20 protein-coding genes are annotated in these 23,047 nt (G+C 63.1%); 9 read left to right on the top strand and 11 right to left on the bottom strand.

The window, feature by feature from the left end; translation table 11 throughout:
• Positions 1-86 precede the first annotated feature (86 nt).
• From U3654_RS07720 to U3654_RS07700, 5 genes are all read left to right on the top strand, one after another.
• Positions 87-1,064, top strand: coding sequence for a mechanosensitive ion channel family protein (locus U3654_RS07720; RefSeq protein WP_324754755.1), 978 nt, complete (start codon positions 87-89; stop codon positions 1,062-1,064).
• A gap of 31 nt (positions 1,065-1,095) precedes the next feature.
• Positions 1,096-1,734 carry an SDR family NAD(P)-dependent oxidoreductase gene (locus U3654_RS07715; protein ID WP_324754754.1) on the top strand — a complete coding sequence of 213 codons (639 nt, stop codon included), beginning with the start codon at positions 1,096-1,098 and terminating at the stop codon, positions 1,732-1,734.
• Between the two features lie 69 nt (positions 1,735-1,803).
• A complete protein-coding gene (gene surE, locus U3654_RS07710) occupies positions 1,804-2,586 on the top strand; it encodes a 5'/3'-nucleotidase SurE (RefSeq protein ID WP_324755249.1) in 783 nt (260 codons plus the stop codon).
• Positions 2,583-3,242 carry a protein-L-isoaspartate(D-aspartate) O-methyltransferase gene (locus tag U3654_RS07705; RefSeq protein ID WP_324754753.1) on the top strand — a complete coding sequence of 220 codons (660 nt, stop codon included), beginning with the start codon at positions 2,583-2,585 and terminating at the stop codon, positions 3,240-3,242. The genes surE and U3654_RS07705 overlap by 4 nt, the downstream gene beginning before the upstream one ends.
• 62 nt (positions 3,243-3,304) lie before the next feature.
• A complete protein-coding gene (locus U3654_RS07700; protein WP_324754752.1) occupies positions 3,305-4,507 on the top strand; it encodes a peptidoglycan DD-metalloendopeptidase family protein in 1,203 nt (400 codons plus the stop codon).
• A 96-nt stretch (positions 4,508-4,603) separates the two neighbouring features.
• Here the strand turns inward: U3654_RS07700 and U3654_RS07695 are convergent, their stop codons facing one another.
• Entirely contained in the window at positions 4,604-5,476 is an 873-nt protein-coding gene (locus U3654_RS07695; protein ID WP_324754751.1) for an NAD(P)-dependent oxidoreductase, read from the bottom strand.
• Positions 5,477-5,576: 100 nt separating this feature from the next.
• Between U3654_RS07695 and U3654_RS07690 the strand changes: the two genes are divergently transcribed.
• Positions 5,577-8,051, top strand: coding sequence for a penicillin acylase family protein (locus U3654_RS07690; protein ID WP_324754750.1), 2,475 nt, complete (start codon positions 5,577-5,579; stop codon positions 8,049-8,051).
• A gap of 114 nt (positions 8,052-8,165) precedes the next feature.
• Here the strand turns inward: U3654_RS07690 and hflX are convergent, their stop codons facing one another.
• From hflX to dusB, 9 genes are all read right to left on the bottom strand, one after another.
• Complete coding sequence (gene hflX / locus U3654_RS07685) at positions 8,166-9,479, bottom strand: GTPase HflX (RefSeq protein ID WP_324754749.1); 1,314 nt, start codon at positions 9,477-9,479, stop codon at positions 8,166-8,168.
• Positions 9,480-9,503: 24 nt separating this feature from the next.
• Positions 9,504-9,743, bottom strand: a complete 240-nt coding sequence (hfq, locus tag U3654_RS07680) for an RNA chaperone Hfq (protein ID WP_324754748.1) — start codon at positions 9,741-9,743, stop codon at positions 9,504-9,506.
• Between the two features lie 215 nt (positions 9,744-9,958).
• The gene (locus U3654_RS07675; protein WP_324754747.1) at positions 9,959-11,485 is read right to left on the bottom strand and encodes a TrkH family potassium uptake protein; all 1,527 of its coding nucleotides are present in this window, start codon (positions 11,483-11,485) and stop codon (positions 9,959-9,961) included.
• A 21-nt stretch (positions 11,486-11,506) separates the two neighbouring features.
• Entirely contained in the window at positions 11,507-12,883 is a 1,377-nt protein-coding gene (gene trkA, locus U3654_RS07670) for a Trk system potassium transporter TrkA (protein WP_324754746.1), read from the bottom strand.
• Between the two features lie 250 nt (positions 12,884-13,133).
• Complete coding sequence (locus tag U3654_RS07665) at positions 13,134-14,516, bottom strand: sigma-54 dependent transcriptional regulator (RefSeq protein ID WP_324754745.1); 1,383 nt, start codon at positions 14,514-14,516, stop codon at positions 13,134-13,136.
• Position 14,517: 1 nt separating this feature from the next.
• Positions 14,518-16,764, bottom strand: coding sequence for a PAS domain-containing sensor histidine kinase (locus tag U3654_RS07660; protein WP_324754744.1), 2,247 nt, complete (start codon positions 16,762-16,764; stop codon positions 14,518-14,520).
• A 123-nt stretch (positions 16,765-16,887) separates the two neighbouring features.
• Positions 16,888-18,258: a response regulator gene (locus tag U3654_RS07655; RefSeq protein ID WP_324754743.1), complete on the bottom strand. Its 1,371-nt coding sequence runs from the start codon at positions 18,256-18,258 to the stop codon at positions 16,888-16,890.
• Positions 18,258-19,346 (bottom strand): two-component system sensor histidine kinase NtrB, encoded by a 1,089-nt coding sequence (locus U3654_RS07650; RefSeq protein ID WP_324754742.1) that lies wholly within the window; start codon positions 19,344-19,346, stop codon positions 18,258-18,260. Before U3654_RS07650 ends, U3654_RS07655 begins: the two co-directional genes overlap by 1 nt.
• Positions 19,343-20,332 carry a tRNA dihydrouridine synthase DusB gene (gene dusB / locus U3654_RS07645; protein ID WP_324754741.1) on the bottom strand — a complete coding sequence of 330 codons (990 nt, stop codon included), beginning with the start codon at positions 20,330-20,332 and terminating at the stop codon, positions 19,343-19,345. Before dusB ends, U3654_RS07650 begins: the two co-directional genes overlap by 4 nt.
• Positions 20,333-20,428: 96 nt before the next feature.
• Between dusB and U3654_RS07640 the strand changes: the two genes are divergently transcribed.
• From U3654_RS07640 to U3654_RS07630, 3 genes are read left to right on the top strand one after another with little or no spacing between them, the layout of a single operon-like run.
• Positions 20,429-21,559 carry a bifunctional 2-C-methyl-D-erythritol 4-phosphate cytidylyltransferase/2-C-methyl-D-erythritol 2,4-cyclodiphosphate synthase gene (locus U3654_RS07640; protein WP_324754740.1) on the top strand — a complete coding sequence of 377 codons (1,131 nt, stop codon included), beginning with the start codon at positions 20,429-20,431 and terminating at the stop codon, positions 21,557-21,559.
• The gene (locus U3654_RS07635; protein WP_324754739.1) at positions 21,556-22,053 is read left to right on the top strand and encodes a phosphatidylglycerophosphatase A; all 498 of its coding nucleotides are present in this window, start codon (positions 21,556-21,558) and stop codon (positions 22,051-22,053) included. The genes U3654_RS07640 and U3654_RS07635 overlap by 4 nt, the downstream gene beginning before the upstream one ends.
• On the top strand, positions 22,050-22,523 hold the full coding sequence (locus U3654_RS07630) for a CinA family protein (protein WP_324754738.1): 474 nt from the start codon (positions 22,050-22,052) through the stop codon (positions 22,521-22,523). Before U3654_RS07635 ends, U3654_RS07630 begins: the two co-directional genes overlap by 4 nt.
• On the opposite strand, the gene U3654_RS07625 is transcribed toward U3654_RS07630, so the two are convergent.
• Entirely contained in the window at positions 22,514-22,960 is a 447-nt protein-coding gene (locus U3654_RS07625) for a type II toxin-antitoxin system RatA family toxin (RefSeq protein ID WP_324754737.1), read from the bottom strand. The genes U3654_RS07630 and U3654_RS07625 overlap by 10 nt on opposite strands.
• Positions 22,961-23,047: the final 87 nt, after the last annotated feature.

Below are 23,047 nucleotides of genomic sequence, written 5' to 3'. Positions count from 1 at the left end.
TGTTTGTGGACATCCCGGCAGTTGACAGGGAACCACCCCGTCCAGCCGCGAGTTACCTTCGCTAACGCGCGAAAGGATACGCATAGGTGGAGAATGTCGAAGCCAATCCCGGACTGATTTTCGATAAACTAGACACATGGCTGGACGGACTATTTAAGCTGCTCCCGAATATAGGCGTAGCCATTGTAGTGTTCGTGGTCTTTTGGCTGATCGGCAAGGGTGTCGGTAAACTGGTCCGCGCCACCGCCCACAGGCGGGATCGCCCCAGTTTGGGCGACGTGGGCAGTAGCCTGGTGCGTTGGACGTTCATCATTCTAGGCGTGATGCTGGCCGTCACCATCGTCGCGCCCAGCCTGACGCCCGGCGATCTGATCGCAGGCCTCGGCGTCAGTTCGGTGGCGATTGGCTTTGCCTTCAAAGATATCCTGCAAAATATGTTGGCGGGTATTCTGATCCTTCTGCGCCAGCCCTTTGAGGTCGGCGATCAGATTGTGTCGTCCTCTGGCCACGAAGGCACCGTCGAGCGGATCGAGACACGCGCGACGATCATCAAGACCTACGACGGCCGTCGCGTTGTCATCCCGAACGCCGACATTTACACCGACAGCGTCGTCGTCAACACCGCGTTCGAGCATCGCCGTTCGCAATACGACGTCGGCATCGGCTGCAATGACGACTGGGACGAGGCCCGCCGCATCATGGCCGAGGCCTGCGCCAATGTAAGCGGCGTGCTCAGCGATCCCGCGCCCGAAACCATCCCGGTAGAACTGGGCGACTTCGCCAACATCGTGCGCCTGCGTTGGTGGACAGCATCGGACCGCGCCACGGTAATCCACACCCAAGGCGCCGTGCTTCAGGCCGTTTACAAGGCGCTTGATACAGCCGGTATCGACATGCCCTATCCGACCCACGTGCATCTGTGGCACGACCAGACCGAGGAAACGGATGGTGTGCGCGCACAGCAGCGCGAGGGATGGCCAACGACCGGCAAGGATCCGAAACCGCGCCGCATGGCGGACGCGATGGAAAAGCGCGGTAACGCGGACAGAAACAGCGGCTCTTGACGGCGCTGCCGATGGAGTTCAAACCGCTGATATGACACAAGTAGCCCTTATCACCGGCGCCTCACGCGGCCTTGGCGCGGCCCTCGCACTCGAATTGGCGGCGTCATATCATGTCGTCGCCGTCGCCCGCACCACCGGCGCGCTGGAGGAACTGGACGACCGGATTCAAGCCGCCGGGCATAACGCCACGCTGGCGCCGATGGACATCACCAATCCCGACGCCATGCGCCAGCTATGCCGCAGCATCCATGACCGCTGGGGCCATGTCGACATCTGGGCCCATACCGCCGTGCATGCCGCACCGCTCAGCCCTGCGATGCATCTGGACGTGCGTGACTGGGATAAATCCGTGGCGACCAACGTCACCGCAACCGGGCATCTGATCCCCTTCATCGCGCCGCTTCTTGGTGAGGCAGGTCAGGCGATGTTCTTTGAGGATTTCAAGGCGGGCGAAAAATTCGCCGGTGCCTATGGCGCGACCAAGGCTGCGCAGATCGCTCTCGCCCGCTCGTGGCAAGCCGAAAGCGCCAAGCACGGCCCCAAGGTCCATATCGTCAGCCCCGGCCCCATGGCGACGGCGACGCGCGCGCGTTTTTATCCCGGCGAAGACCGCGAGGAGCTGGCCAATCCGCAGAGCGAGGCGCGCCGCCTGCTGGCCCTGCTGGGATAGACCCGCGACATGCTTGCCCGTCCGCGCCGCGCCCGATAAAGAAGGTGCACAATGGCCGGAGGCGGAATCTTGCGCATATTGATCACCAATGACGACGGCATCAACGCGCCGGGCCTCAAGGTCCTGTCCGAGATCGCCGAGGCATTGACCGCAGATGGCGGTGAGGTGTGGTGCGTCGCGCCCGCGTTTGAGCAATCAGGTGTAGGTCATGCCATTTCCTACACTCAGCCGATGATGGTCAGTGAACTGACACCGCGCATATTTGCCGTGCAGGGCAGCCCTGCCGATTGCGTGCTGGCCGGGCTTTACGACATCATGAAGGGCAATCCGCCTGATCTGGTGCTGTCGGGTGTCAATCGCGGTAACAACGCCGCCGAGAACGCCGTCTATTCCGGAACACTGGGCGCGGCGATGGAGGCGGCATTGCAAGGCATCCCCGCTATAGCGCTCAGTCAGTTCTACGGGCCTGCCAATCGCGACCTCGCCGACACGTTCGACGCCTCGCGCGCTCACGGGCTGGATACCGTTCAGCGTCTGCTGGACAAGGGCGTGTGGACCCGCGACGATTACGGCATCTTCTACAATGTCAATTTTCCGCCGGTCGCAGCCGGGGAAGTCAAGGGCGTGCGCGCCGCGCGCCAGGGCTTCCGGCGCGACATGGGTTTCGGGGTCGAACCGCATGTTTCGCCCTCGGGTAGGCGGTTTCTCTGGGTTACCGGCGCATCGCAGCAGCAGCCGACCAGCCCCGGCTCGGACGCTGCCGTGAACCTCGAAGGGTACATCTCGGTCACGCCGATGCGCGCCGATCTGACCGCGCACGACATGCTGGAGCCGCTGAAAGCCATCGAATGAGCGACGAAGATCCCGATACCGCCGAACGCAAGATGCAGTTCCTCTACGCCCTCCGCTCAAAGGGTGTCACGGATAACCGCGTTCTTTCGGCCATGGAAAAGATTGACCGTGGCCCGTTCATCCGGGGCTATTTCGCCGACCGCGCGTATGAGGATATGCCGCTGCCCATCGCCTGCGGACAGACGATCAGCCAGCCGTCGATTGTCGGACTGATGACGCAGGCGCTGAAGCTTAGCGCGCGCGACAAGGTGCTGGAGATCGGCACCGGGTCGGGCTATCAGGCCGCGATCCTCAGCCTGCTGGCGCGGCGAGTCTATACAATCGACCGCCACCGCCGCCTCGTGCAAGAAGCGAGCGAGATTTTTCGCACGCTGGACCTGACCAATATCACGGCGCTGACCGCCGATGGCAGCTTTGGTTTGCCCGATCAGGCGCCGTTCGACCGCATCCTCGTGACCGCCGCCGCCGAGGACCCGCCCGGACCGCTCTTGGCCCAGCTTAAAATCGGCGGTATCATGGTTGTTCCGGTCGGGCAGTCCGATACGGTGCAGCGGCTGATCCGCGTGACGCGACACGAGGGCGGCTTTGACTATGACGAATTACGCCCTGTGCGGTTCGTCCCGCTGATCGAGGGGTTGGGGCGTGACACCGCCTGAACGCCGCGAAATTTCAGACAAGCCTCGATGCATATGGGGCGGAACATGAGGACGAGATCGACATGAGCAGCCCATTCAACCCCCAAAGGCGTCCCCGTCTCACCGTAATGCTGGCCGGAACTTGCGCGCTGGCCCTATCGGCTTGCGGCGACACCATGGATTTGGACATGCGCGGCCCGATTGGCGGGCTGGACACGGCAGGCGCGGCGCGCACAGCGACCGCCGACCGGCCCAGACCGGATTCGCGGGGCATTCTCTCTTATCCCGGCTATCAGGTCGCAGTGGCGCAACGCGGTGATACGCTGGCCTCGCTTGCCACGCGCATCGGCGCCGATGCAAACGCGCTGGCGCGCTATAACGGCATTCAGACCTCGGACCCGCTGCGCGCGGGCGAGGTCATCGCCCTGCCCAGTCGCGTAGCCGAGCCTACAGGCGGCCCGATCCGCCCCGGTGGATCCGACATCACCCAGATCGCGGGCGCAGCCATCGACAGTGCCTCGACCAGCCAGATCGAGACCAGCACCCTGTCGCCCGCCACGGGCAGCGCTCAGGCGGGGGCCGAGCCTGTGCGCCACCAGGTCGCCCGCGGTGAGACGGCCTATACCATCGCGCGGCTCTACAACGTGTCAATCCGCAGCCTTGCGGAGTGGAACGGCCTCGGCGCGGATTTCGCGGTTCGCGAAGGGCAGTACCTGATCATCCCCGTCGCCCTGCCGGGTCAAAAATCGGCCACCTTCGACGCCTCTGACATCCCTGCGACCCAGCCCCCCGGTGCCGGATCCCCCACCCCCGAGCCGCCAAGCGCGGCCAAGCCGCTACCGCCCGAGGATACCGTGACTGCCGCCAAGGCCAAGGAGAAACCCACCGAGGCCCCCGATCTGGGTAAGCAGCAGACCACTGCCTCAGCCCCCAAGGCACGGATGAGCTACCCGGTGCGCGGCGACATTGTGCGCGCCTTCTCCAAGGGCAAGAACGACGGTATCGACATCGCGGCCAGCGCGGGCACCACCGTCAAAGCCGCCGACAGTGGCACCGTGGCCGCCATTACCAAGGATACCAAAGGTACGCCGATTATCGTGATCAAACACGCCAATAACCTGCTGACGGTCTATTCGAACGTCGACAACGTCGCGGTCAAGACCGGCGACAAGGTCAGCCGCGGACAAACATTGGCCAAGATCCCGTCCAGCGGCGCCGCAGCAGTGCATTTCGAGGTGCGCAATGGCTTTGACAGCCTTGATCCGGTCCCCTACCTGACCGAATAAGCACAACGAAAAAGGGCGCGCTGCATATCGCCGCGCGCCCACGTCTTTCATTGTTCCAAAAATACTCACGGCGCAGCGCCCACCGCGCGCGGCGCGTCAGCCGATGTTCTGCAACCTCTTGAACAGGCTCGACGTATCCCAGCGCCCGCCGCCCATGTTCTGGACGTCTTTGTAAAACTGATCGACCAGCGCGGTTACTGGTAAGGACGCACCATTCTCGTTCGCCGTTTGCAGGCAGATTCCCAGATCCTTGCGCATCCAATCAACGGCAAAGCCGTGTTCGAAATGATCGTCCAGCATCGTCTCATAGCGATTGGCCATCTGCCAACTGCCTGCCGCCCCTTGGGATATCACTTCGACCACCGCACGGCCATCAAGGCCCGCTTTATCTGCAAAATGCAGCGCCTCACTCAGGCCCTGCACCAGTCCGGCAATAGCGATCTGGTTACACATCTTGGTCATCTGCCCTGCGCCGCTCTCGCCTATGCGGCGACACAGCTTGGCATAGACCTGCATCACCGGTTCGGCGGCGGCATAGGCGCTCTGATCACCACCGCACATGATCGACAGCTGTCCGTTTTCGGCCCCCGCCTGCCCGCCTGAAATCGGCGCATCGACGAAATTCAGACCCAAGGCTTTGGCAGCCTCATACAGCTCCGCCGTCACGGCAGCCGACACCGTAGTGTGATCGACAAATGTCGCGCCCTTGCTCATCCCGGCAAACGCCCCGTCATCGCCTAGGCAAACGCTGCGCAAATCGTCGTCGTTGCCAACGCAAGCCATGACGAAATCCACGCCGCTCGCAGCTTCGCGCGGAGTGGGCGCGGACCTGCCACCATGCTCGGACGCCCACGCTTTGGCCTTGGCGCCGGTCCGGTTATAGACGCAAACGTCATGCCCGGCCTTGGCCAGATGCCCCGCCATCGGATAGCCCATGACCCCCAAACCCAAGAATGCCAGCTTTGCCATCTTATTCTCCCCGTTCACATTGCCGCCTGCGGCCATTGTCCTTGGCCCTCTTTCTGACTATCCCGTGCGGGCATGACAAGGCAAGGCAAGGCAAGGCGCGATGGCAGGTGTGTTCAAATGGCTGATGCGGATCGCAGGCGCGCTGATCGCGCTTGCTGTGCTTGCTGTGCTGGGCCTTTATTTTCTGCTGTCCCGGTCCCTGCCCGACTATGACAAGACGCTAGAGATCGCAGGCCTTAGCGCCCCGGTCGAAATTGTGCGCGATAATGCCGACGTGCCACATATCTTTGGCCAGTCCGAAGTCGACGTGTTCGAGGCGCTGGGATACGTCCACGCGCAGGATCGCCTTTGGCAGATGACGATTCTGCGCCGCACCGCGCAGGGCCGCCTGTCTGAGGTATTCGGCCTCCGCAGCCTTGCCATAGACAAGCTGATGCGCCGCTTCGACATCTACGGCGCCGCGCGCAAATCCGTGCGGTGGCAGGATCCCGCAACGCGCGCCGCGCTGGACGCATATGCGCGCGGCGTCAACGCGCGCGTGGCGGAAATCAACGACAACGCGCTCGGGCGCGGCGCACCCGAGATGTTCCTCTTTAACGCGCCCATCGCGCCTTGGGTGCCCGCCGATTCCATCGCCATAATCAAGCTGTTGGCCGTGCAACTGTCGCCTCACATGCAAAACGAGGTGCTGCGCGCGCGCACGTCTATGATGCTGGATGACGACGCCCGGCTGCGCGATATCCTGCCCGATGCGCCGGGCACCGGCCTTGCTGCGCTACCGAAATACGCCAGCTTCTTTGAGCCGGGCGCGCTGCCGCGTTTCGCCGACAATACGGCCACGCCGCGCGATCCGCTGTCGCCGATCTCACCGCAAAATCTGGCAGGTGCGTCCAATGTCTTTGCCGCTGCGCCTGCGCGCTCGGCTGCGGGCGGCACGCTATTGGCGAATGACCCGCATTTGGGGCTGACGGCGCCGTCGATCTGGTATCTCGCCCGGCTGGAACTGGCATCAGGCGGCGTCATCGGCGCGACCATTCCTGGCGTGCCGCTGGTTCTGAGCGGGCGCAGCGACCGGCTGGGATGGGGTATCACGTCGGCCTATCTCGACGATCAGGACGTCCATATCGAACAGTTGAACCCGGAAAACCGCAATCAATATCGCACGCCAGACGGTTTCGCCGACTTTCTCACACGCCGCTCGATCATCAAGATCAAGGACGAGGCGCCGGTGACCCTTACCTTGCGCTATACTGAAAACGGCCCCGTCCTGCCCGGATCGCAATACGATCTGGGCGCGATCACGCCGCCCGGCCACGTTGCCAGCGTGGCATGGACCGCGCTCAGCCCCCGCGACACCACGATGAGCGCGGGCGTCGCGCTGATGCGCGCGGGAAACGTGGACGAGGCACTGGCGGCCGGCGAGGATTTCGTCGCCCCCGCGCAGGTGCTGACCGTCGTCGACGAAGGCCAAATCGCGATGAAGCTGGTCGGCGCCATGCCCCGGCGCAGCGCCGAGCATGACACCGAAGGCCGTCTGCCCAGCCGTGGCTGGATCCAGCATAACCGCTGGCAGGGGCGCTATCCCTACTCGGCCAATCCCGAATTCATTGACCCGCCCGGCGGAATCCTTGGGAACACGAACAACAAGATCGTCGATCGCCCATTTCCGCTGCATGTCAGCCACCATTGGGGCGACACGCAGCGCATCCATCGCTGGCAAAAGCTGATGCAGGGACGCGAGGTGCATACGCGCGACAGCTTTGTCGAGGCGCAGTTGGATACCGTCAGTTTTACCGCCCGTTCACTTCTGCCGCTGATCGGTGCCGACCTGTGGTTCACTGGCGAAAGCGCCGCCGAGGGCACGCCGTTGCGCCTGCGCCAGCGCGCGCTGGAGCTGCTGGCAGGCTGGAACGGCGAGATGAATGAGCACCGCCCCGAGCCACTGATTTACGCCGCATGGTTACGTGCGCTCGGTCAACGCCTCGCGCAGGACGAGTTGGGGCCACTGGCGGATGAATTCACCCATACCGATCCGGTTTTCGTCGAACGGGTGTTCCGCGACGTGGACGGTGCATCAGCATGGTGTGACGTCAAACAATCCGGTCCCGTCGAGACCTGCCCCGACATCGCGCGCCTCGCGCTAGACGATGCGTTGGTCTGGATCACGAACCGCTACGGCACCGCATTGGAATCGTTGCGCTGGGGCGACGCACATCAGGCAACGCAGGACCATCCCGTTTTGGGGACCGTGCCGGGCCTGCGCTATTTTGTGAACATTCGCCAGTCGACCGGCGGCGGCGATCATACGCTGCAACGCGGTCGCAGCTCTGGCATCGGCGACAATCCATTCCAGAACGTCCATGCGGCGGGCTATCGTGGTGTCTATGATTTCGCCGATCCGGGCAGCAGCGTCTTTGTCATTTCGACGGGCCAGTCGGGCCATTTCCTCAGCCGGCATTACGACGACCTGGCGCAGCTTTGGCGGCGGGGTGAGTATATCCCGATGTCACTGGACCCTGAATTGGCCCGCGCAGGTGCAGTCGGGATTACGGTGCTGATGCCGAAGCCTGAGTAAAGCGTTTCGCGAAAAACTGAATCAAAGATTTTTGCGAAACGCGCGCGACATATTAGCGTTGCGCGTGCTTCGCCTTTATCCGATGCCTCGGGTTAAAGGCGAAACGCTTTAGCGCTATTTCAGCGCGTCGAACTCGGCGCGTTGGCGAGCGGTCCAGCGGACGGTCAGGCTATAGCCATCTTCGCCCTGCGCCTCGTCCTCGACCACGCCGTGTGCGTGTAACCATGCGTGGCGACGTCCCTCGGCATAGGGCAGCAGCACCTCTTCGACGCGCGCATCGCCTGTCAGGATGCTACCGATGCGGTCCACCAGCGCCTGCATCCCCTCGCCGGTCACGGCGCTAAGAGCCTGCACATCGTCCGTCCGCTCCGCACGGGTAATCAGCGCGGCACGGTCCTCGGCCTCCATCAGGTCGATCTTGTTCCAGATTTCGATGCGCGGCACGTCCGCGCCGACTTTGAGGCTGTCAAGGATCGCCTCGACATCGCTCTTTTGTGCCTCTGTCTCGGGGTGCGAGATGTCACGCACGTGGCAGATCAGATCTGCGCTCAGCACTTCCTCTAGCGTGGCACGGAAGGCGGCGACCAGTTCGGTCGGCAGGTCAGAAATAAAGCCGACCGTGTCGCTCATGATCACCTCGGGCCCGCCGCCGGGCAACGCAATGCGCCGCATCGTCGGGTCAAGCGTGGCAAAGAGCATGTCCTTGGCCATCACATCCGCCCCGGTCAGGCGGTTGAAAAGCGTGGATTTTCCGGCATTGGTGTAGCCGACCAGCGCGACAATAGGAAACGGCACCTTGGCGCGGGCGGCGCGGTGCAGTGTGCGTGTCTTGGCCACCTTGTCCAATTGGCGGCGCAGGCGCACGATATGATCGTCGATGGCGCGGCGATCCGCTTCGATCTGAGTCTCGCCGGGGCCGCCGACAAACCCAAGTCCGCCGCGCTGCCGCTCAAGGTGGGTCCAGGCGCGCACGAGCCGGGTGCGCTGATATGACAAAGCCGCCATTTCCACCTGCAACACGCCCTCACGTGTCGCCGCACGGTCGCTGAAAATCTCAAGGATCAGGCCTGTGCGGTCGAGGATCTTGACGTTCCACGCCTTTTCCAGATTGCGCTGTTGAACCGGGCTGACGGGGCCGTCAATCAGGACCAACTCGATCTCATCCGCTTCGAACTGAATGCGCAGCTCTTCGATCTTGCCCTTACCGAACAGCTTGCCGGGATGCATCTTTGGCAGGCGCACCACTGCGCCGCCCCGCACGTCAAGGCCCGGCAGGGCGCGGCCCAATGCCATCGCCTCTTCCAATGACAGATCGGGTTTGCGGGCATTACCGCCGGATTTATAGGTATCGGGATGCAGCACCCATGCGCGGGTATCGTGCGCACGCGTATCGTGCGCGTCAGTGTCGACGCCGTTTTCATCCATCATGGATTGGCCATCCGGCCGTGCCTATCAGGCTGCATCGTCACCGCTATAGAGGTTGATTGGCTGCGACGGCATGATCGTCGAGACGGCATGTTTATAGACCAGTTGCGACTGCCCGTCACGGCGCAGCAGGATGCAGAAATTGTCAAACCAGGTGATGACGCCTTGCAGTTTAACGCCGTTGATAAGAAAAACCGTAACCGGTGTCTTGGTCTTGCGCACTTCATTTAGAAATGCGTCCTGAAGGTTTTGACGGTCAGATGCCATAGTTTGTCCCCAAATTCATTATTCTTGCTATATGCCGCGGATCGGCATTCGGGTGTATTGGTGGTAAGCGTCAATATGGAACGCCGCGATTGGAGTTTCCAGCCCTAAAATCAAATGGCTGCCGCAGCTTGGCTGATTTCTGGCGAAAGGCCGCCGGGTCCGGGTGCCGCAGGATAAGGTGCCCATCCCCGGCCTGCCATTGAGCCAACCCCGGCTCAGTCGCGCCAGAGGCTAGGGCTGACCAGCGCGATGATCGCCAGTGTTTCCAGCCGACCCAGCACCATGGCCGCGCAGACCACCAGCTTGGCGCCCGGCGCCATGAGGTTCAGCGCGATAGGCATTTCGCCCGCGATCTGTGTCAGTGGCCCGGTCGTCGACAGCGATGCAATGGCGAGGATAATCGCTTGCTCGAACTCGACGCCGAAGGCCGCCAAAACCACCGTCACCAGCGCCAGAGACATCGCGAAAAGCATGAAGAAGATCCATGCCACAAACGCGCCCTGCCGCCGCATTCGGCGACTTCGCGCGCCCGCGCGACCGACGGATGAGGGGTGAACCAGCCTCTCCATCTCGCGCTGACCGTTCAGATACAGGGCGTAAACGCGCAGCAGCTTGACCCCCCCAGCCGTCGTGGCGACGCCGCCACCGATCAGGGCCACGCCCATCAGGATCAGCCCTGGAGTGCCAAGACCGGACCAGTGGCGTGCAGCGTCCCAATGCGCGCTCTCAAAGCCGGTGGTAGACAGGAACGACAGGACGCTGAACATCCCGCCCCAGAGCGCGCTCAGCGCAGATGGCACATCCTCGATCTGATCCGCCCCCACTGCCGCGATCCAGTGGCGCGAAAACAGCAACAATGGCACACCCAGCACGATCAACATGCCAAGGCGGAATTCGGGGTCATTGTGCAGGCCGGGGCGCGCCGATGTCACCGTGTCCGACGAAAAGGTCAGCCGCGACAGCCCGAACATCATGAAGCAGAAGATGACCACTTCGCCGCCGACACCCGATCCGGCCCGTTCGACACCGCCAATGGGCGAAATGCCGCTGGTCGCCATCGTCGACATCGCATGTATCAGCGCGACCAGTGGACGATCCCCACCAATGGCAAGGAATAGCCACAGCATCCCGGTCAGCCCGATGTATAGCGGCGCGAGTGCGCTGGTGACCTGCGCCACGCGGCGGCCCGATCCGGCCCGCTCGAACCGGCCCTGCACGGCCCCCGCCTGCCCCGGTTCGGCGGTTGCTGTGACCTCAAATCCACCGAGGTTCAGTGGCGCGAGGATGGCCGACGCCGCGATCCACATCAGTAGCCCCCCCATCCAGCCGACCATGCCGCGCCAGAGGTGCAAGCTGTCCACCAGCCTGCCCGGTTTTTCAAAGAGAGTCGCGCCAGTGGTCGTAAAGGACGATACCATCTCGAAATAGGCATTGAGAAAAGACGTGGTGCGCAAGCCCTCGTAGAATGGAATTGCCATGAACAGAGGCAGCCCGATGAACGCCAGACAGAGCGATCTGAGGTTGTCCAGATCGCTGGCCTCGCGGCGGGCGTTGCCGCCCATGGCCAACGCGATCAGCCCAGTCAACACTAATCCCAGTGCGCCCGAATAGCCGAAGGATCGCGATACAGTATGCTGTTCCTGTGCCAGCGCGTGCAATGCGGGCACGAACATCGCCGCCGACGCGACGCCGCTCAGCAACAGGATCAGCGGCACTCTGGTCAGCGGATTCTGCCGCATCATGCGTGCATGCGCGCCCATCGGTTAAAAGAAGTCGATCGAGACCTGAAGCAGCTGTTCTACACGCTCCACGTCCGATGCCATGGCAAAGATCACGATCACATCGCCCTCGTCGATGCGCATAGCGCCCGTCGGCTTCAGGATCTTGTCGCCCTTCTGCACAGCGCCGACCAACACCCCTTCGGGAAAGTCGATGTCGCGGATCATGCTGCCCGCGATTGACGATGTCGACATGACCTGCGCCTCGATCACCTCGGCCTCGGCGTCGCCGATGGAATAAACGCCGCGCACGCGCCCGTGCCGAATATGGCGCAGGATACTGCTGACGGTGGTGGCGCGCGGATTGATGTAGGCGTCGACGCCGATAGGCTCCAGCAGTGGGACCAGCGTAGGGTCGTTGATCAGCGCGATGGCAAAGGGGCAGCCTTCGGACTTTGCGCGCACGGCGGCCAGCAGGTTCGTCTTGTCGTCGTCGGTTACGGCCAGCACGGCGTCGGCCTTGGCGATGCCGGCCTCGTTCAGGATCGCGCGGTCCAGTGCATCGCCGTTGAGGACGATCGTGCGTTCCAGCGCGTCGGCGGCGCGCTCGGCGGTGCGGCGGTCACGCTCGATCACCTTGGCGCGCAGGCCACGGCCCTTGGCCTCGAGTGCCTTGGCCACCGCGAGGCCCACATTGCCGCCGCCAAGGATGACCACCCGCTCCTGCTTGTGCGCCTTTTTGCCGAAAACTTCGAGCGTTCGAGGAATATCCTCTGTCGGGGCAAGGACATAGCACTCGTCCCCGACGAACAGCTGATCCGCCGCCTCGGGCGCAAAAAGCCGCCCGTCGCGGCGCACGGCCAAAACGACGACCCGAAGCGTCGAGAAAAGATCGCTAAGCTGGCGCAGGGGCGTGTTGACCACGGGACAATCATCGTCAAGACGCAGGCCCATCAACTGCGCCTTGCCGTCCATGAATTTCTCGGTATCAAAAGCGGCAGGCGCGGCGAGGCGCTGTAGTGCGGCCTCGGCCACCTCTTTTTCGGGGCTGATAACCACGTCAATCGGCATGTGATCGCGTCGATAGAGGTCGGAATAAATCGCGTCCAGATAGGACTGGCTGCGCAGGCGCGCGATCTTGCGGCCGATGGCAAAGACCGAATGCGCGACCTGACAGGTCACCATGTTGACTTCGTCCGAATGGGTGGCGGCGATGATCATGTCCGCATCACGCGCGCCGGCCCGCTCCAGAATGTCGGGATAGCTGGCGAAACCGCACAGGCCCTGCACGTCCAGCGTATCGGTGGCGCGGCGCACGAGGTCGGGATTGTTATCCACGACCGTCACGTCGTTCTTTTCGCCAGAGAGGTGGCGCGCGATCTGCCAGCCGACCTGGCCCGCGCCGCAAATGATGACCTTCATGAGCCTGTGTCCTTCAGATCGGCGTCCTGCAGATCGGTGTCCTTCAACGCTGCATCCTCCGATGTGTCAGACAAACGGGGGGTGGTCAAATGATCTGATAGAATCACCCTGCCCCGGGAGAGGTCAGTTGACGTCGCGCCTGAGCCGAACAGCCGTCGTCACTCGGTATAAATTGACTTGAGCAACAAAGACACCTCACCGCGCGCTCGCCGCACCATTGCACACCGAGTTTTCCATTGGCCGGGTCGTGTCACCCAATCCGCGCGCCCACCTTGGACGATGTCACGACGCCCAGCGATTTCAGCTTGCGATGCAGCGCGCTGCGCTCCATTCCGACGAATTCGGCGGTGCGGCTGATGTTGCCGCCGTAGCGGTTGATCTGCGTCAGCAGATACTCGCGCTCGAACGCCTCGCGGGCCTCACGCAGGGGCATCGTCGACAGCGCGCCCGACAGCACGACGCGCCCGTCGATGGGGGCGGACTCGGTCTCGGTCGGTATCTCGCGCGCCTCGATCTCTTCCGCGCCGTCGCCCAAGATCAGCACACGTTCGATTACGTTGCGCAGTTGGCGGACGTTGCCGGGCCAACCCATTGTCTGAAGCTGCGCACGCGCCTCTGTGCCCAGCCCGCGCAGCGGCAACCCTTGAGTTTTGTTCAGCATCTCGACGAAATATTCGGCCAAGAGCGGAATATCGTCGCGCCGCTCTTCCAGCGATGGCACGGCGATGGGGACCACGTTGAGGCGGTGGAACAGTTCGCGGCGGAACCGGCCCTCGACGATCTCTTGCTCAAGGTCGCGTGAGGTCGAGGAAATCACGCGCAAATCCACCTGCACCTTGTCCCCCCCACCAACGCGCGTGAATTGCTGATCGACCAGCACGCGCAGGATCTTGGACTGCGTGCCTTGGGGCATGTCCGCTACCTCGTCGAAATAGATCACGCCGCCATTGGCCTCTTCCAGCAGGCCCGGTTCGATCCCCTTTTCCTCGCTCTCGCGACCAAAGAGAACCTCTTCCATCCGCTCCGCCTCGATCGACGCGCAGCCGACGCTGACAAAGGGCGCGCCCGCCCGGCTTGAATTGACGTGGATATAGCGCGCTGCCAGTTCCTTGCCCGATCCCGCAGGCCCGCTCAGCATCACGCGACCGTTCGAGCGTGTGACCTTTTCCAACTGGCCCATCATCGCGCGGAAAACGGCACTGTCGCCCATCATCTCGGCGGGCGACGTCTCACGGCGCTTGAGGCTGGTGTTTTCGCGGCGCAGGCGGCTGGTCTCCATTCCGCGGCGGATCACGACCATCAACTGGTCGATATTAAAGGGCTTTTCGATGAAGTCATACGCGCCCTGCTTGATCGCGGCGACGGCGATCTCGATGTTGCCGTGCCCCGAAATGATGACGACCGGCACCTCAGGATAGTCGCGCTTGACCGCCTTGAGGATGTCGATGCCATCCATGTTGCTGTCTTTCAGCCAGATATCGAGGATCAGCAGCGCGGGCGGCTCGGCGGCGATGGCGGTCATCGCATCGTCCGAGTTGCCGGCGAGGCGGGTGGTAAACCCCTCGTCCTTTAGAATGTCCGAGATCAGCTCGCGGATGTCCCGCTCGTCGTCCACTATCAGAATGTCGCTCATGCTATGCCCCCACCGCCTTGTCGGCGCTTGTCAGTTCAATGCTCGTTTCTGTCAAATCCAGCCGGATCACGGCCATTGCACCCTGCCGCGCGCCCTCGGCAAAGGGTTCGGCGTCCAGCAATGTCAGGCTGCCGCCATGCTCTTCGATGATTTTCTTGACGATGGGCAGGCCGAGGCCCGTGCCCTTGTCGCGTGTCGTCACGTATGGCTCAAAGAGGCGCGAGCGGTCTTCGGGCAGGCCGATGCCATTGTCGGCGATGCGCAACTCGGCGCGGCCATCCATATATGTCGTGCTGACCCTTATAATGGGCTGAAATCGCTCGGGTGCAAGACCCTTTTCACGCAGGGTTTCAGTGGCTTCGCCAGCGTTCTTGATCAAATTCGTCAACGCCTGAGAAATCATCGTCGCATCCACGTCGGCCCAGAGTGGCGCGTCGTCCAGATCGCTTTCGATCCGCACATCGGGCTGGCCTGCCTCTTGTAGCAGCACCGCGTCGCGGACGAGGCGTGTGAGGCTTTCGGGCTTGCGCTGCGGCTCGGGCATGCGTGCGAACTTCGAGAATTCATCGACGATGCGGCGCAGATCGTCGGTCTGGCGCACGATAACATCGGTCAGTTGCGTCAGATCGGCTGCGTCCTTTTCATTCAGTAGCTTAGTGAACTTGCGTTTCGTTCGCTCGGCCGACAGCTTGATCGGGGTTAGCGGGTTCTTGATCTCATGCGCGATGCGCTGCGCCACGTCGCCCCACGCGGCCATACGTTGTGCACTGACCAGATCGGTGACGTCGTCAAAGGCAACAACATATCCCTCTCGCTTGCCACTGTCTGTGCGGCGGGTGGACATGCGCACCAGCAGGCTTTCCTGTTCGACCCCGCGGGTGACGCGGATTTCGTCCTGCACAAAGCCACTCGCGCTTTTGCGCAGGCGTTTGAACAGTTCCGCAAATTCCGGCACCGCCACAGTCAGATCGACCGATTGGCGATCTTCCTGCCAATCCAGCAGCTTTTCGGCGGCGCGGTTGACGAAGGTCACGCGCCCCTTGGCATCAAGGCCAACGACGCCGGACGACACCGACCCCAGCACCGAATCAAACAGGCGGCGGCGCCTCTCGATCTGTTCGGTATTTGACAAAAGCGCTGCGCGCTGTGCCTTCAACTGGCGAGTCATCTGGTTAAAGAAGGTGCTGAGCTGCGCGATCTCGTCATCGCCCTCCTCCTCGCGCACCTGGACATCCAGATCGCCCGCGCCGATACGCTGCGCCGCGCTGGTCAGGCGGCCCACGGGGCGCGCGAGGCGTTCGGCAAACCACAGGCCCAGCCAGACGGCAGCAAGGATCAAGATGACGGCGAAACCCAGATAGAGCAGTCCGAACTCGAACAGGACGCGGCCCCGCTCGCTCTCGCGTTGTTGATAGAAATTCGCGGTCTCCTTGGTCTCATCCAGCAGGTTCAGAATGTCGCCATCCACGTTGCGGCTGACATAAAGAATGCGGTCGGCAAAGCCCTTCAGCGGGATCAGCGCGCGAAATTCGTTATTATCCCAGTCCTGAAGAACCAGGATGCCGTCCTCGCGCGCATCCCTCAGTTGCTGTTCGGACGGCTTTTCAAAATCAAACAGATACGAGCTTTCGCCGCGCGCGCGGATCTCGCCGGTGCCATCGATGACAAAGGCCTCGCGCAATCCGCGCTGGATCTCGCGCTGACCCTCGGACAGAACCTGCCTGATATCGCCGTCGTCCATGAACACGCTGCGCTGCTTGATCTCCTCAAGAAAGGTCGCCACTGCCCGCGCGTCAATAATCAGATCACGGCGGTGTTCGTCCTCATAGGCCTCGGCCGCGGCGACCGAATTGCTGACGACCCGGCCAACCCGGTCGGAAAACCACGCCTCAAGGCCCATATTGACCGACAGCGTGGCGAAAACCGCAACCGTAATCGTCGGCAGCAAGGCCATGATCGCAAAAACACCGGTGAGGCGCAGGTGCAGCCGCGAGCCAGCCGATTGCGACCGGCGGGCCGAGATCATCTGGACAACGCGCTGAAGCACCAGCGCCGCGACGGCGATGACATAGACCAGATCCGCCAGCAAAACGATGCGCAACACGTTCGATTGCGCGCCCTGATCCAGCGGTCCCATGACGAGGAACGTCACCAACGCCAGCACCGGCCCCAGCACGACCAGCCCAAAGGTGGCAGCGGTCTGAAAACGCTTTGCGCGGCGCAGGCGTGAGATACGCTCCCACCCCATTCTGCGTGTCCTTGCGGCCACTCACATCCCCCAACATTTCGGCGTGACTAAAAAACCACGCCCACCATATTTAGTGGCACGCGGGGGGTGCTGCCCCAAATGCGCCACAGGTCTGTTGCGCTTTTACATCAACTTGGGGCGGCGTGTCACCTCAATATCCAGCGACGTCATCTTTTTGCGCAAAGTATTGCGGTTCATGCCCAAAAGCTCGGCGCATTGGACCTGATTTCCGCCCACCGCATCCAGCGCGATTCGCAGCAGTGGCGCCTCGACCTCGCGCAGGATGCGCGCATAGAGGCCCGGTGGCGGCAATTCCTGCGCGTGCAGATCAAAGTAGCGCTGCACATGAGCGGCGACAGCCTGCGACAGGCTCTCGGTCTGTGCACTTGCCACCGGGGCGGCGGGGCGGGTGGCCAAAAGGGCCGCTACCTCGTCGTGCGAGATCAGTGGCGCACGACCCCCTAGCGCCAGACGGCGCGCTGCATGTTCCAGTTCGCGCACGTTGCCCGGCCAGTCATAAGCGTTCAGCGCGTCCAGCGCATCCGGTGCAAGGCGGCGCGGATGGCCACCCGCCTCTTCGGAAAGGTAGAGAAAATGCGTCACGAGAAGAGAGATATCGCCCGAGCGCGCGCGCAGCGGTGGCACCTCGATCACGGCGCCTGCGAGACGAAAATATAGATCGTCGCGCAGGCCCTGCCCGATTTGTGGCCCCGTTACCTGCCCCGATTTCTGTGCTGTGGCGATGATGCGTGGCTGCGTATCAGGGCCAGCCTCTGTGGCGGCGTCGATCAGGCGCAGTGCGCGAAGCTGAGCGTTCGCGTCGAAATCAAAGAGTCCGTCCAGAACGATGGTGCCGCCGTCCGCACGCGCAAGAATCGCGGCAGGCGCGCCGTCCGCAGGCAGATCGGCAGGCCCCAGCGCAAGGTAAGGGCGCGCGCGTCGGTCCGACACGTCATGGATCACCCGCGCAATCAACGATTTTCCGGTGCCCGACTCGCCCGAAATCCAGACCGGCAGATCGGTGTTCATCACCCGTGCCAATACACGAAACAGGGCTTGCATCGGTGCGCTTTGCCCTATCAGCGGCAGCTCATTGGGCGTTGGTTGGGGCGCGCGGGCGCGGTCCGCGCCGTGGCTGGTCAGCGCGCGCGCGGTGCGCGCCATCAGATCGGGCAGATCGAAGGGCTTGGGCAGGTAATCCCAAGCCTCGGCCTCGGCGGCGCGGATGGCGGTCATCACGGTATTCTGCGCCGAAATGATGATGACCGGCAGGCCGGGCCGCACCTCAGCGATCTTGGGCAGCATTTCCAGCCCATTGCCATCGGGCATCATGACGTCGGAAATCACGACGTCCCCCATCCCCTCGCTGATCCAACGCATCAGCGTCGTCAGGCTGGAGGTGGCGTGCACCTTGCAGCCCGCCCGCATCAGCGCCTGTGCCAGAACCGTGCGGATCGTGCGATCGTCATCCGCGATTAGAACCGTGCCATCCATCAGCCTGCCTCCAACTTGGACGTCGCCAGCGGCAGCGACAGCCGGAATACGGTGCGGCCTGGACGTGAGTTGACCGCGATCCAGCCGCCCTGCCCCGCCATGATCCGCGCCGCCAGCGCCAGACCCAGCCCGGTGCCGTTCTCGCGCCCCGACACGAACGGTTCGAACAGGCTGGAGGTCAGCTCAGGCGGCACGCCGGGGCCATCGTCGATTACCTCAATCTGAAGCGGCAGGGGCGCACCGGTGCCGCCATCTCCGCGCAGGCGCACGCCCTGCTCGAAACAACTGCGCAGGATGATTGTGCCGCCTTCGGGTGCGGCGGCCTCGGCGGCGTTTTTCAACAGGTTTTGAAGCACTTGCAGCAGCATATCGGGATCGGCCCACGCATAGGGCAACGAGGGGTCATACTCTTCAATGATGCGCATATCAGCAGCAAAGCCCAGCAACGCACTGCGCCGGGCGCGCACCAGAACATCATGCACATTGACCCGCCGACAGCGCGGTGGCGCGAGGTTGCCAAAACTTTCGACCTGGCCCAGCAACGCGTCGATCCGGCGGCTTTCGCCGACGATCAGATCCGTCAGTTCGCGATCCTCTTCGCCAAGGGTCATCGACAGTAGCTGCGCGGCGCCGATGATTCCCGCCAGCGGGTTCTTGATCTCGTGCGCCAGCATCTCGGCCATGCCGATGGCCGAGCGGGCACCGGGCCGCGCCGACGGATCCTGCGCCGGATAACCGGCCAACTCGCTAGGTATTATCAGCATCAACATGGCGGCGTCTGGCCCTGCCGCGTCGATGTCAATCGGCGCGATCTGAAGGCTACATTGCACCGGCGCGCGGCCCCCCGCGCCGACAGCGATGTCGGCGACAAAGAGTGGCGCGCCAACCGCCCGCGCGCGCGCCAAAGCGGCATCAAGCGGCGCATCTAGGTGTAATAACTCGGACAGGCGCTGCCCTGTAGCCGCGCGCGCCGACGCGTTCAGAAACCCTTCGGCCGCCGGATTGATCCTAAGCGCACGATCCTGCGTGTCCAGCAGCAGCGCGGGCACCGGTAGCGCGCCCCAGATATCGGGGGCGCCCGCCGTCATGCGGCCACCGATGTGCATGGGTTAAGCGCGCAGGGCAACAGGTGCAGCACCGTTGCCGGATCGTCCGCCGTCAGAATGGCGCGACGCATTTGTGGCTCGGCCCCGTCCAGATACCAGCGCAGATGCTTGCGGGCCACGCGCAACCCCAAAGTGGACCCGTAGAAATCAAGCATCGCCTCATAATGCGCGCCGATCATGTCGCCTAGCGCTGTTCCTTGGGGAACATGCGGCGCGGGGGTGCCAAAGAGGCGATGCGCCACCTCGGCCAGCGCCCAAGGCCGTCCCTGCGCACCGCGCCCGATCATGACGCCATCCGCGCCCGAAGCCTTCAATGCGCTGCAAGCCGTGGCGGCATCGACGATATCTCCATTCGCGATCACGGGGATGCGCACAGCCTGCTTGACCGCGCCGATTGCGGCCCAATCGGCGCGGCCCTTGTAGAACTGACAGCGCGTGCGCCCGTGGACCGTAATCATGGCGACCCCCGCGTTTTCGGCCATCTGTGCCAAAGCGGGCGCGTTGCGCTGACTGTCATCCCAGCCCAGTCGCATTTTCAGCGTTACAGGCACCTTGACCGCGCTCACCACCGCCTCGATCAGGCGCAGCGCATGGTCGGGATCACGCATCAGCGCCGATCCGGCCGCGCCCGATCCAGCGCTGCGCGTCACCTTCTTGGCGGGGCAACCCATGTTAATGTCTATAATGCGCGCGCCATCCGCCTCGGCCATGCGCGCGGCTTCGGCCATCCAGACGGGCTCGCACCCGGCCAGTTGCACGGCAGTTGCAGCGGCGCCTAGGCCCAATTCGGCCTTTTCACGCGCCGAAGGTTTGGCCTGCACCATTTCCTGACTCGCGATCATTTCGCTCACCACGAGGCCCGCGCCAAAGCGCGCGACCAAGGTGCGAAAAGGCAGATCCGTGATCCCCGCCAGCGGCGCAAGAAGGACGGGCGATGTCAGCAACGTATCTCTAAGGGTCAAGGGCATGGGCGTTCGTCCGGTGGATGGTGTTCATCTCTACCCGGCGCGGGCGCGCTTCGCAATGAATTGCAGGGGGTCGCGCGGCGCGGTAGGCTGCACGCCATGACATGCGCCGTCCTCATAGTTGCCGCCGGGCGCGGCACCCGCGCGGGCGGCGTTCGTCCCAAGCAGTGGCAGCCGCTGGCGGGCGCCCGCGTGATTGACTGGACCTTGCGCGCCTTCGTCGCTTTGCCCGAGATAGATCACATCATGATCGCGCTACATCCTGATGACATCGCTCATTTTTCGCCACAGAAAGACGTGTTACTAACTGCCGGCGGCGATACCCGCGCCGCATCGGTGCGCGCGGGGCTGGAGGCGCTGGAGCGCACTGGCTGCACCCGCGTGCTGATTCATGACGTGGCGCGGCCCTGTGTCTCGGCCCCCTTGATCCGTCGTGTACTTAGCGCGCTGGATACCGCGTCGGCTGCAGCGCCCGCCCTGCCCGTGACCGATGCGCTCTGGATCGTTCGGGATAGGCACGTCGATGGCACGCAGGACCGCGCCGGGCTCTACCGGGCGCAGACACCCCAAGGTTTTGATTTTGCGGCCATCCTCGCCGCACATCGCGCGCATACTGGCGACGCGCCCGACGACGTGGCCGTGGCGCGTGCCGCCGGGCTTGACGTGGTGATCGTGCCGGGCGATGAGGACAACCTCAAGATCACCCATCCCCCTGATTTTGCACGGGCCGAGGCCCTGTTGAGAGGCACAATGGATATTCGCATCGGCAATGGCTACGACGTCCACCGCTTTGGCCCCGGCGATCATGTCATGCTGTGTGGCGTGGCAGTGCCGCATGGGCGCGGGCTTCAGGGTCATTCGGACGCCGATGTCGGTTTGCACGCGATCTGCGACGCAATTTACGGCGCGCTGGCCGAGGGCGATATTGGGCGGCATTTCCCCCCCTCCGAGCCTGAATGGAAGGGCGCAGAGAGTCATGTCTTTCTGCGCCATGCCGTGCAGCTAGCCCGCGAAAAAGGGTATGACATCAGCAATATGGACATCACTCTTGTTTGCGAACAGCCCAAGATCGGCCCCCATGCCGCCACCATGCAGGCCACGCTCAGTGACATCACCGGCCTCGCGCCAGGGCGCATTTCGGTAAAGGCAACCACGTCCGAGAGGCTGGGCTTTACCGGCCGCGAGGAAGGCATAGCCGCGCTGGCGAGCGTCCTGCTGGTGACCCCATGAAGATCGCCCGCTTTGTCGCAACAGTGGGCGGTGTCGGCCATCTACGTCCTGCCCCCGGCACCTGGGGATCGCTGGTCGCGTTGCCGATGGCCGCAGTGCTGCATCTGATCGGCGGGCCGTGGCTGTTGATGATAGCGATTATCGCCGCATTCTTTGAAGGGCTCTGGGCGACGACGCAGGTGACGCGCTGGGAGGACGATCACGACCCCTCGCATGTGGTCATCGACGAGGTCGTCGGTCAGTGGATCGCCCTTTTGCCACTGTCCTTCGGCGCGTGGCATGTGGGCGCGTCCATCTTTGCGCTCTGGCCCGGCTGGATAGCGGCATTCATCCTCTTTCGTCTCTTCGATATCTTCAAGCCCGGGCCTGTGGGCTGGGCTGATCGGCAACATACGCCATTCGGCGTGATGCTGGACGACGTAATCGCAGGCGTTCTGGCGGCCTTAAGTGTGATGGTGTTGGCTGCGCTGGCACATGGGGTATTGGGGGCATGACCCCTGCTGAGATATTGAACCGCGCGCGCGTGGCCGGGGTGATGATCGCTGCCGCCGAAAGCTGTACGGGCGGCATGGTGATGGCCGCGCTAACGGATGTGCCGGGCAGCTCGGACGTGATCGAGCGTGGTTTCGTCACCTATTCGAATGATGCCAAAATTCAGATGCTGGGCGTTAAGCCTGCCACTCTGGAAGCGCATGGCGCGGTCAGCCCCGAAGTCGCTGCTGAGATGGCGCTAGGCGCGCTGGCGCATTCACAGGCCCAATTGGCGGTCTCGATTACCGGCATTGCAGGCCCTGGCGGCTCCGAACACAAGCCAGAGGGGCGCGTCTGCTTTGGCATCGCGCGCCAGGGCGTGGCGGCGAAGGTGGATGTGCAGGAGTTCGGCCCGCTTGGCCGCGATGCAGTGCGCCGCGCCGCGCGCGATCATGCGCTGGCGCTATTGGCTACTGCGCTGGATCAGCCGTAAAGGTCATGCGCGCGCCGCTCGAAGGCGCGCACGATGCGCTGCATTGCGTCAAAGAAGAAAAGGCCCGCCGCCGATTGCAGGATGCGGTTGCGAAACTCGAAATCGACATAGAAATCGACAGTGCAGCCATTCTCCGCGTCGGAGAATTTCCAGTTTGAAATCATGTGTTTGAATGGGCCGTCCAGATACCTGGTGTCGATTTTTCTGTCATTGGGCCATAGCACGACGCGGCTGGCGAACGTCTCGCGAAAGACCTTGAAGCTGATGACCAGATCCGCCTCCATCACCTCGCTGCCATCGGGCTGCTGATTGCGGCTCTTCACCCGCGCGGCGGCGGTCCATGGCAGGAATTCCGGATAATTTCCGACATCCGCGACCAGATCGTACATCTGCTGCGCACTGTAGGGAAGGTGGCGGGTTTCGGAATGGGTAGGCAAGGCCGGCTCCGGATATTTTTGCGTGACAGTGGTATTCCATGTCGTAGACTGATGTCCAAATGGCAAGGGGGCGTGCAGCCGCGCGCG

This window comes from Roseovarius sp. Pro17, assembly GCF_035599575.1.
Taxonomy (GTDB): Bacteria; Pseudomonadota; Alphaproteobacteria; order Rhodobacterales; family Rhodobacteraceae; genus Roseovarius.
The sequence above is the reverse complement of the archived record's forward strand: the minus strand, read 5'-3'. Positions and strand labels throughout refer to the sequence as shown.

Coding starts and splice junctions, on each gene's coding strand:
- U3654_RS07715 (WP_324754754.1), top strand. CDS start 1,096: ATGACACAAGTAGCCCTTATCACCGGCGCCTCACGCGGCCTTGGCGCG.
- U3654_RS07705 (WP_324754753.1), top strand. CDS start 2,583: ATGAGCGACGAAGATCCCGATACCGCCGAACGCAAGATGCAGTTCCTC.
- U3654_RS07700 (WP_324754752.1), top strand. CDS start 3,305: ATGAGCAGCCCATTCAACCCCCAAAGGCGTCCCCGTCTCACCGTAATG.
- U3654_RS07695 (WP_324754751.1), bottom strand. CDS start 5,476: ATGGCAAAGCTGGCATTCTTGGGTTTGGGGGTCATGGGCTATCCGATG.
- U3654_RS07690 (WP_324754750.1), top strand. CDS start 5,577: ATGGCAGGTGTGTTCAAATGGCTGATGCGGATCGCAGGCGCGCTGATC.
- hflX (WP_324754749.1), bottom strand. CDS start 9,479: ATGATGGATGAAAACGGCGTCGACACTGACGCGCACGATACGCGTGCG.
- hfq (WP_324754748.1), bottom strand. CDS start 9,743: ATGGCATCTGACCGTCAAAACCTTCAGGACGCATTTCTAAATGAAGTG.
- U3654_RS07675 (WP_324754747.1), bottom strand. CDS start 11,485: ATGATGCGGCAGAATCCGCTGACCAGAGTGCCGCTGATCCTGTTGCTG.
- trkA (WP_324754746.1), bottom strand. CDS start 12,883: ATGAAGGTCATCATTTGCGGCGCGGGCCAGGTCGGCTGGCAGATCGCG.
- U3654_RS07665 (WP_324754745.1), bottom strand. CDS start 14,516: ATGAGCGACATTCTGATAGTGGACGACGAGCGGGACATCCGCGAGCTG.
- U3654_RS07660 (WP_324754744.1), bottom strand. CDS start 16,764: ATGGGGTGGGAGCGTATCTCACGCCTGCGCCGCGCAAAGCGTTTTCAG.
- U3654_RS07655 (WP_324754743.1), bottom strand. CDS start 18,258: ATGGATGGCACGGTTCTAATCGCGGATGACGATCGCACGATCCGCACG.
- U3654_RS07650 (WP_324754742.1), bottom strand. CDS start 19,346: ATGACGGCGGGCGCCCCCGATATCTGGGGCGCGCTACCGGTGCCCGCG.
- dusB (WP_324754741.1), bottom strand. CDS start 20,332: ATGCCCTTGACCCTTAGAGATACGTTGCTGACATCGCCCGTCCTTCTT.
- U3654_RS07640 (WP_324754740.1), top strand. CDS start 20,429: ATGACATGCGCCGTCCTCATAGTTGCCGCCGGGCGCGGCACCCGCGCG.
- U3654_RS07635 (WP_324754739.1), top strand. CDS start 21,556: ATGAAGATCGCCCGCTTTGTCGCAACAGTGGGCGGTGTCGGCCATCTA.
- U3654_RS07630 (WP_324754738.1), top strand. CDS start 22,050: ATGACCCCTGCTGAGATATTGAACCGCGCGCGCGTGGCCGGGGTGATG.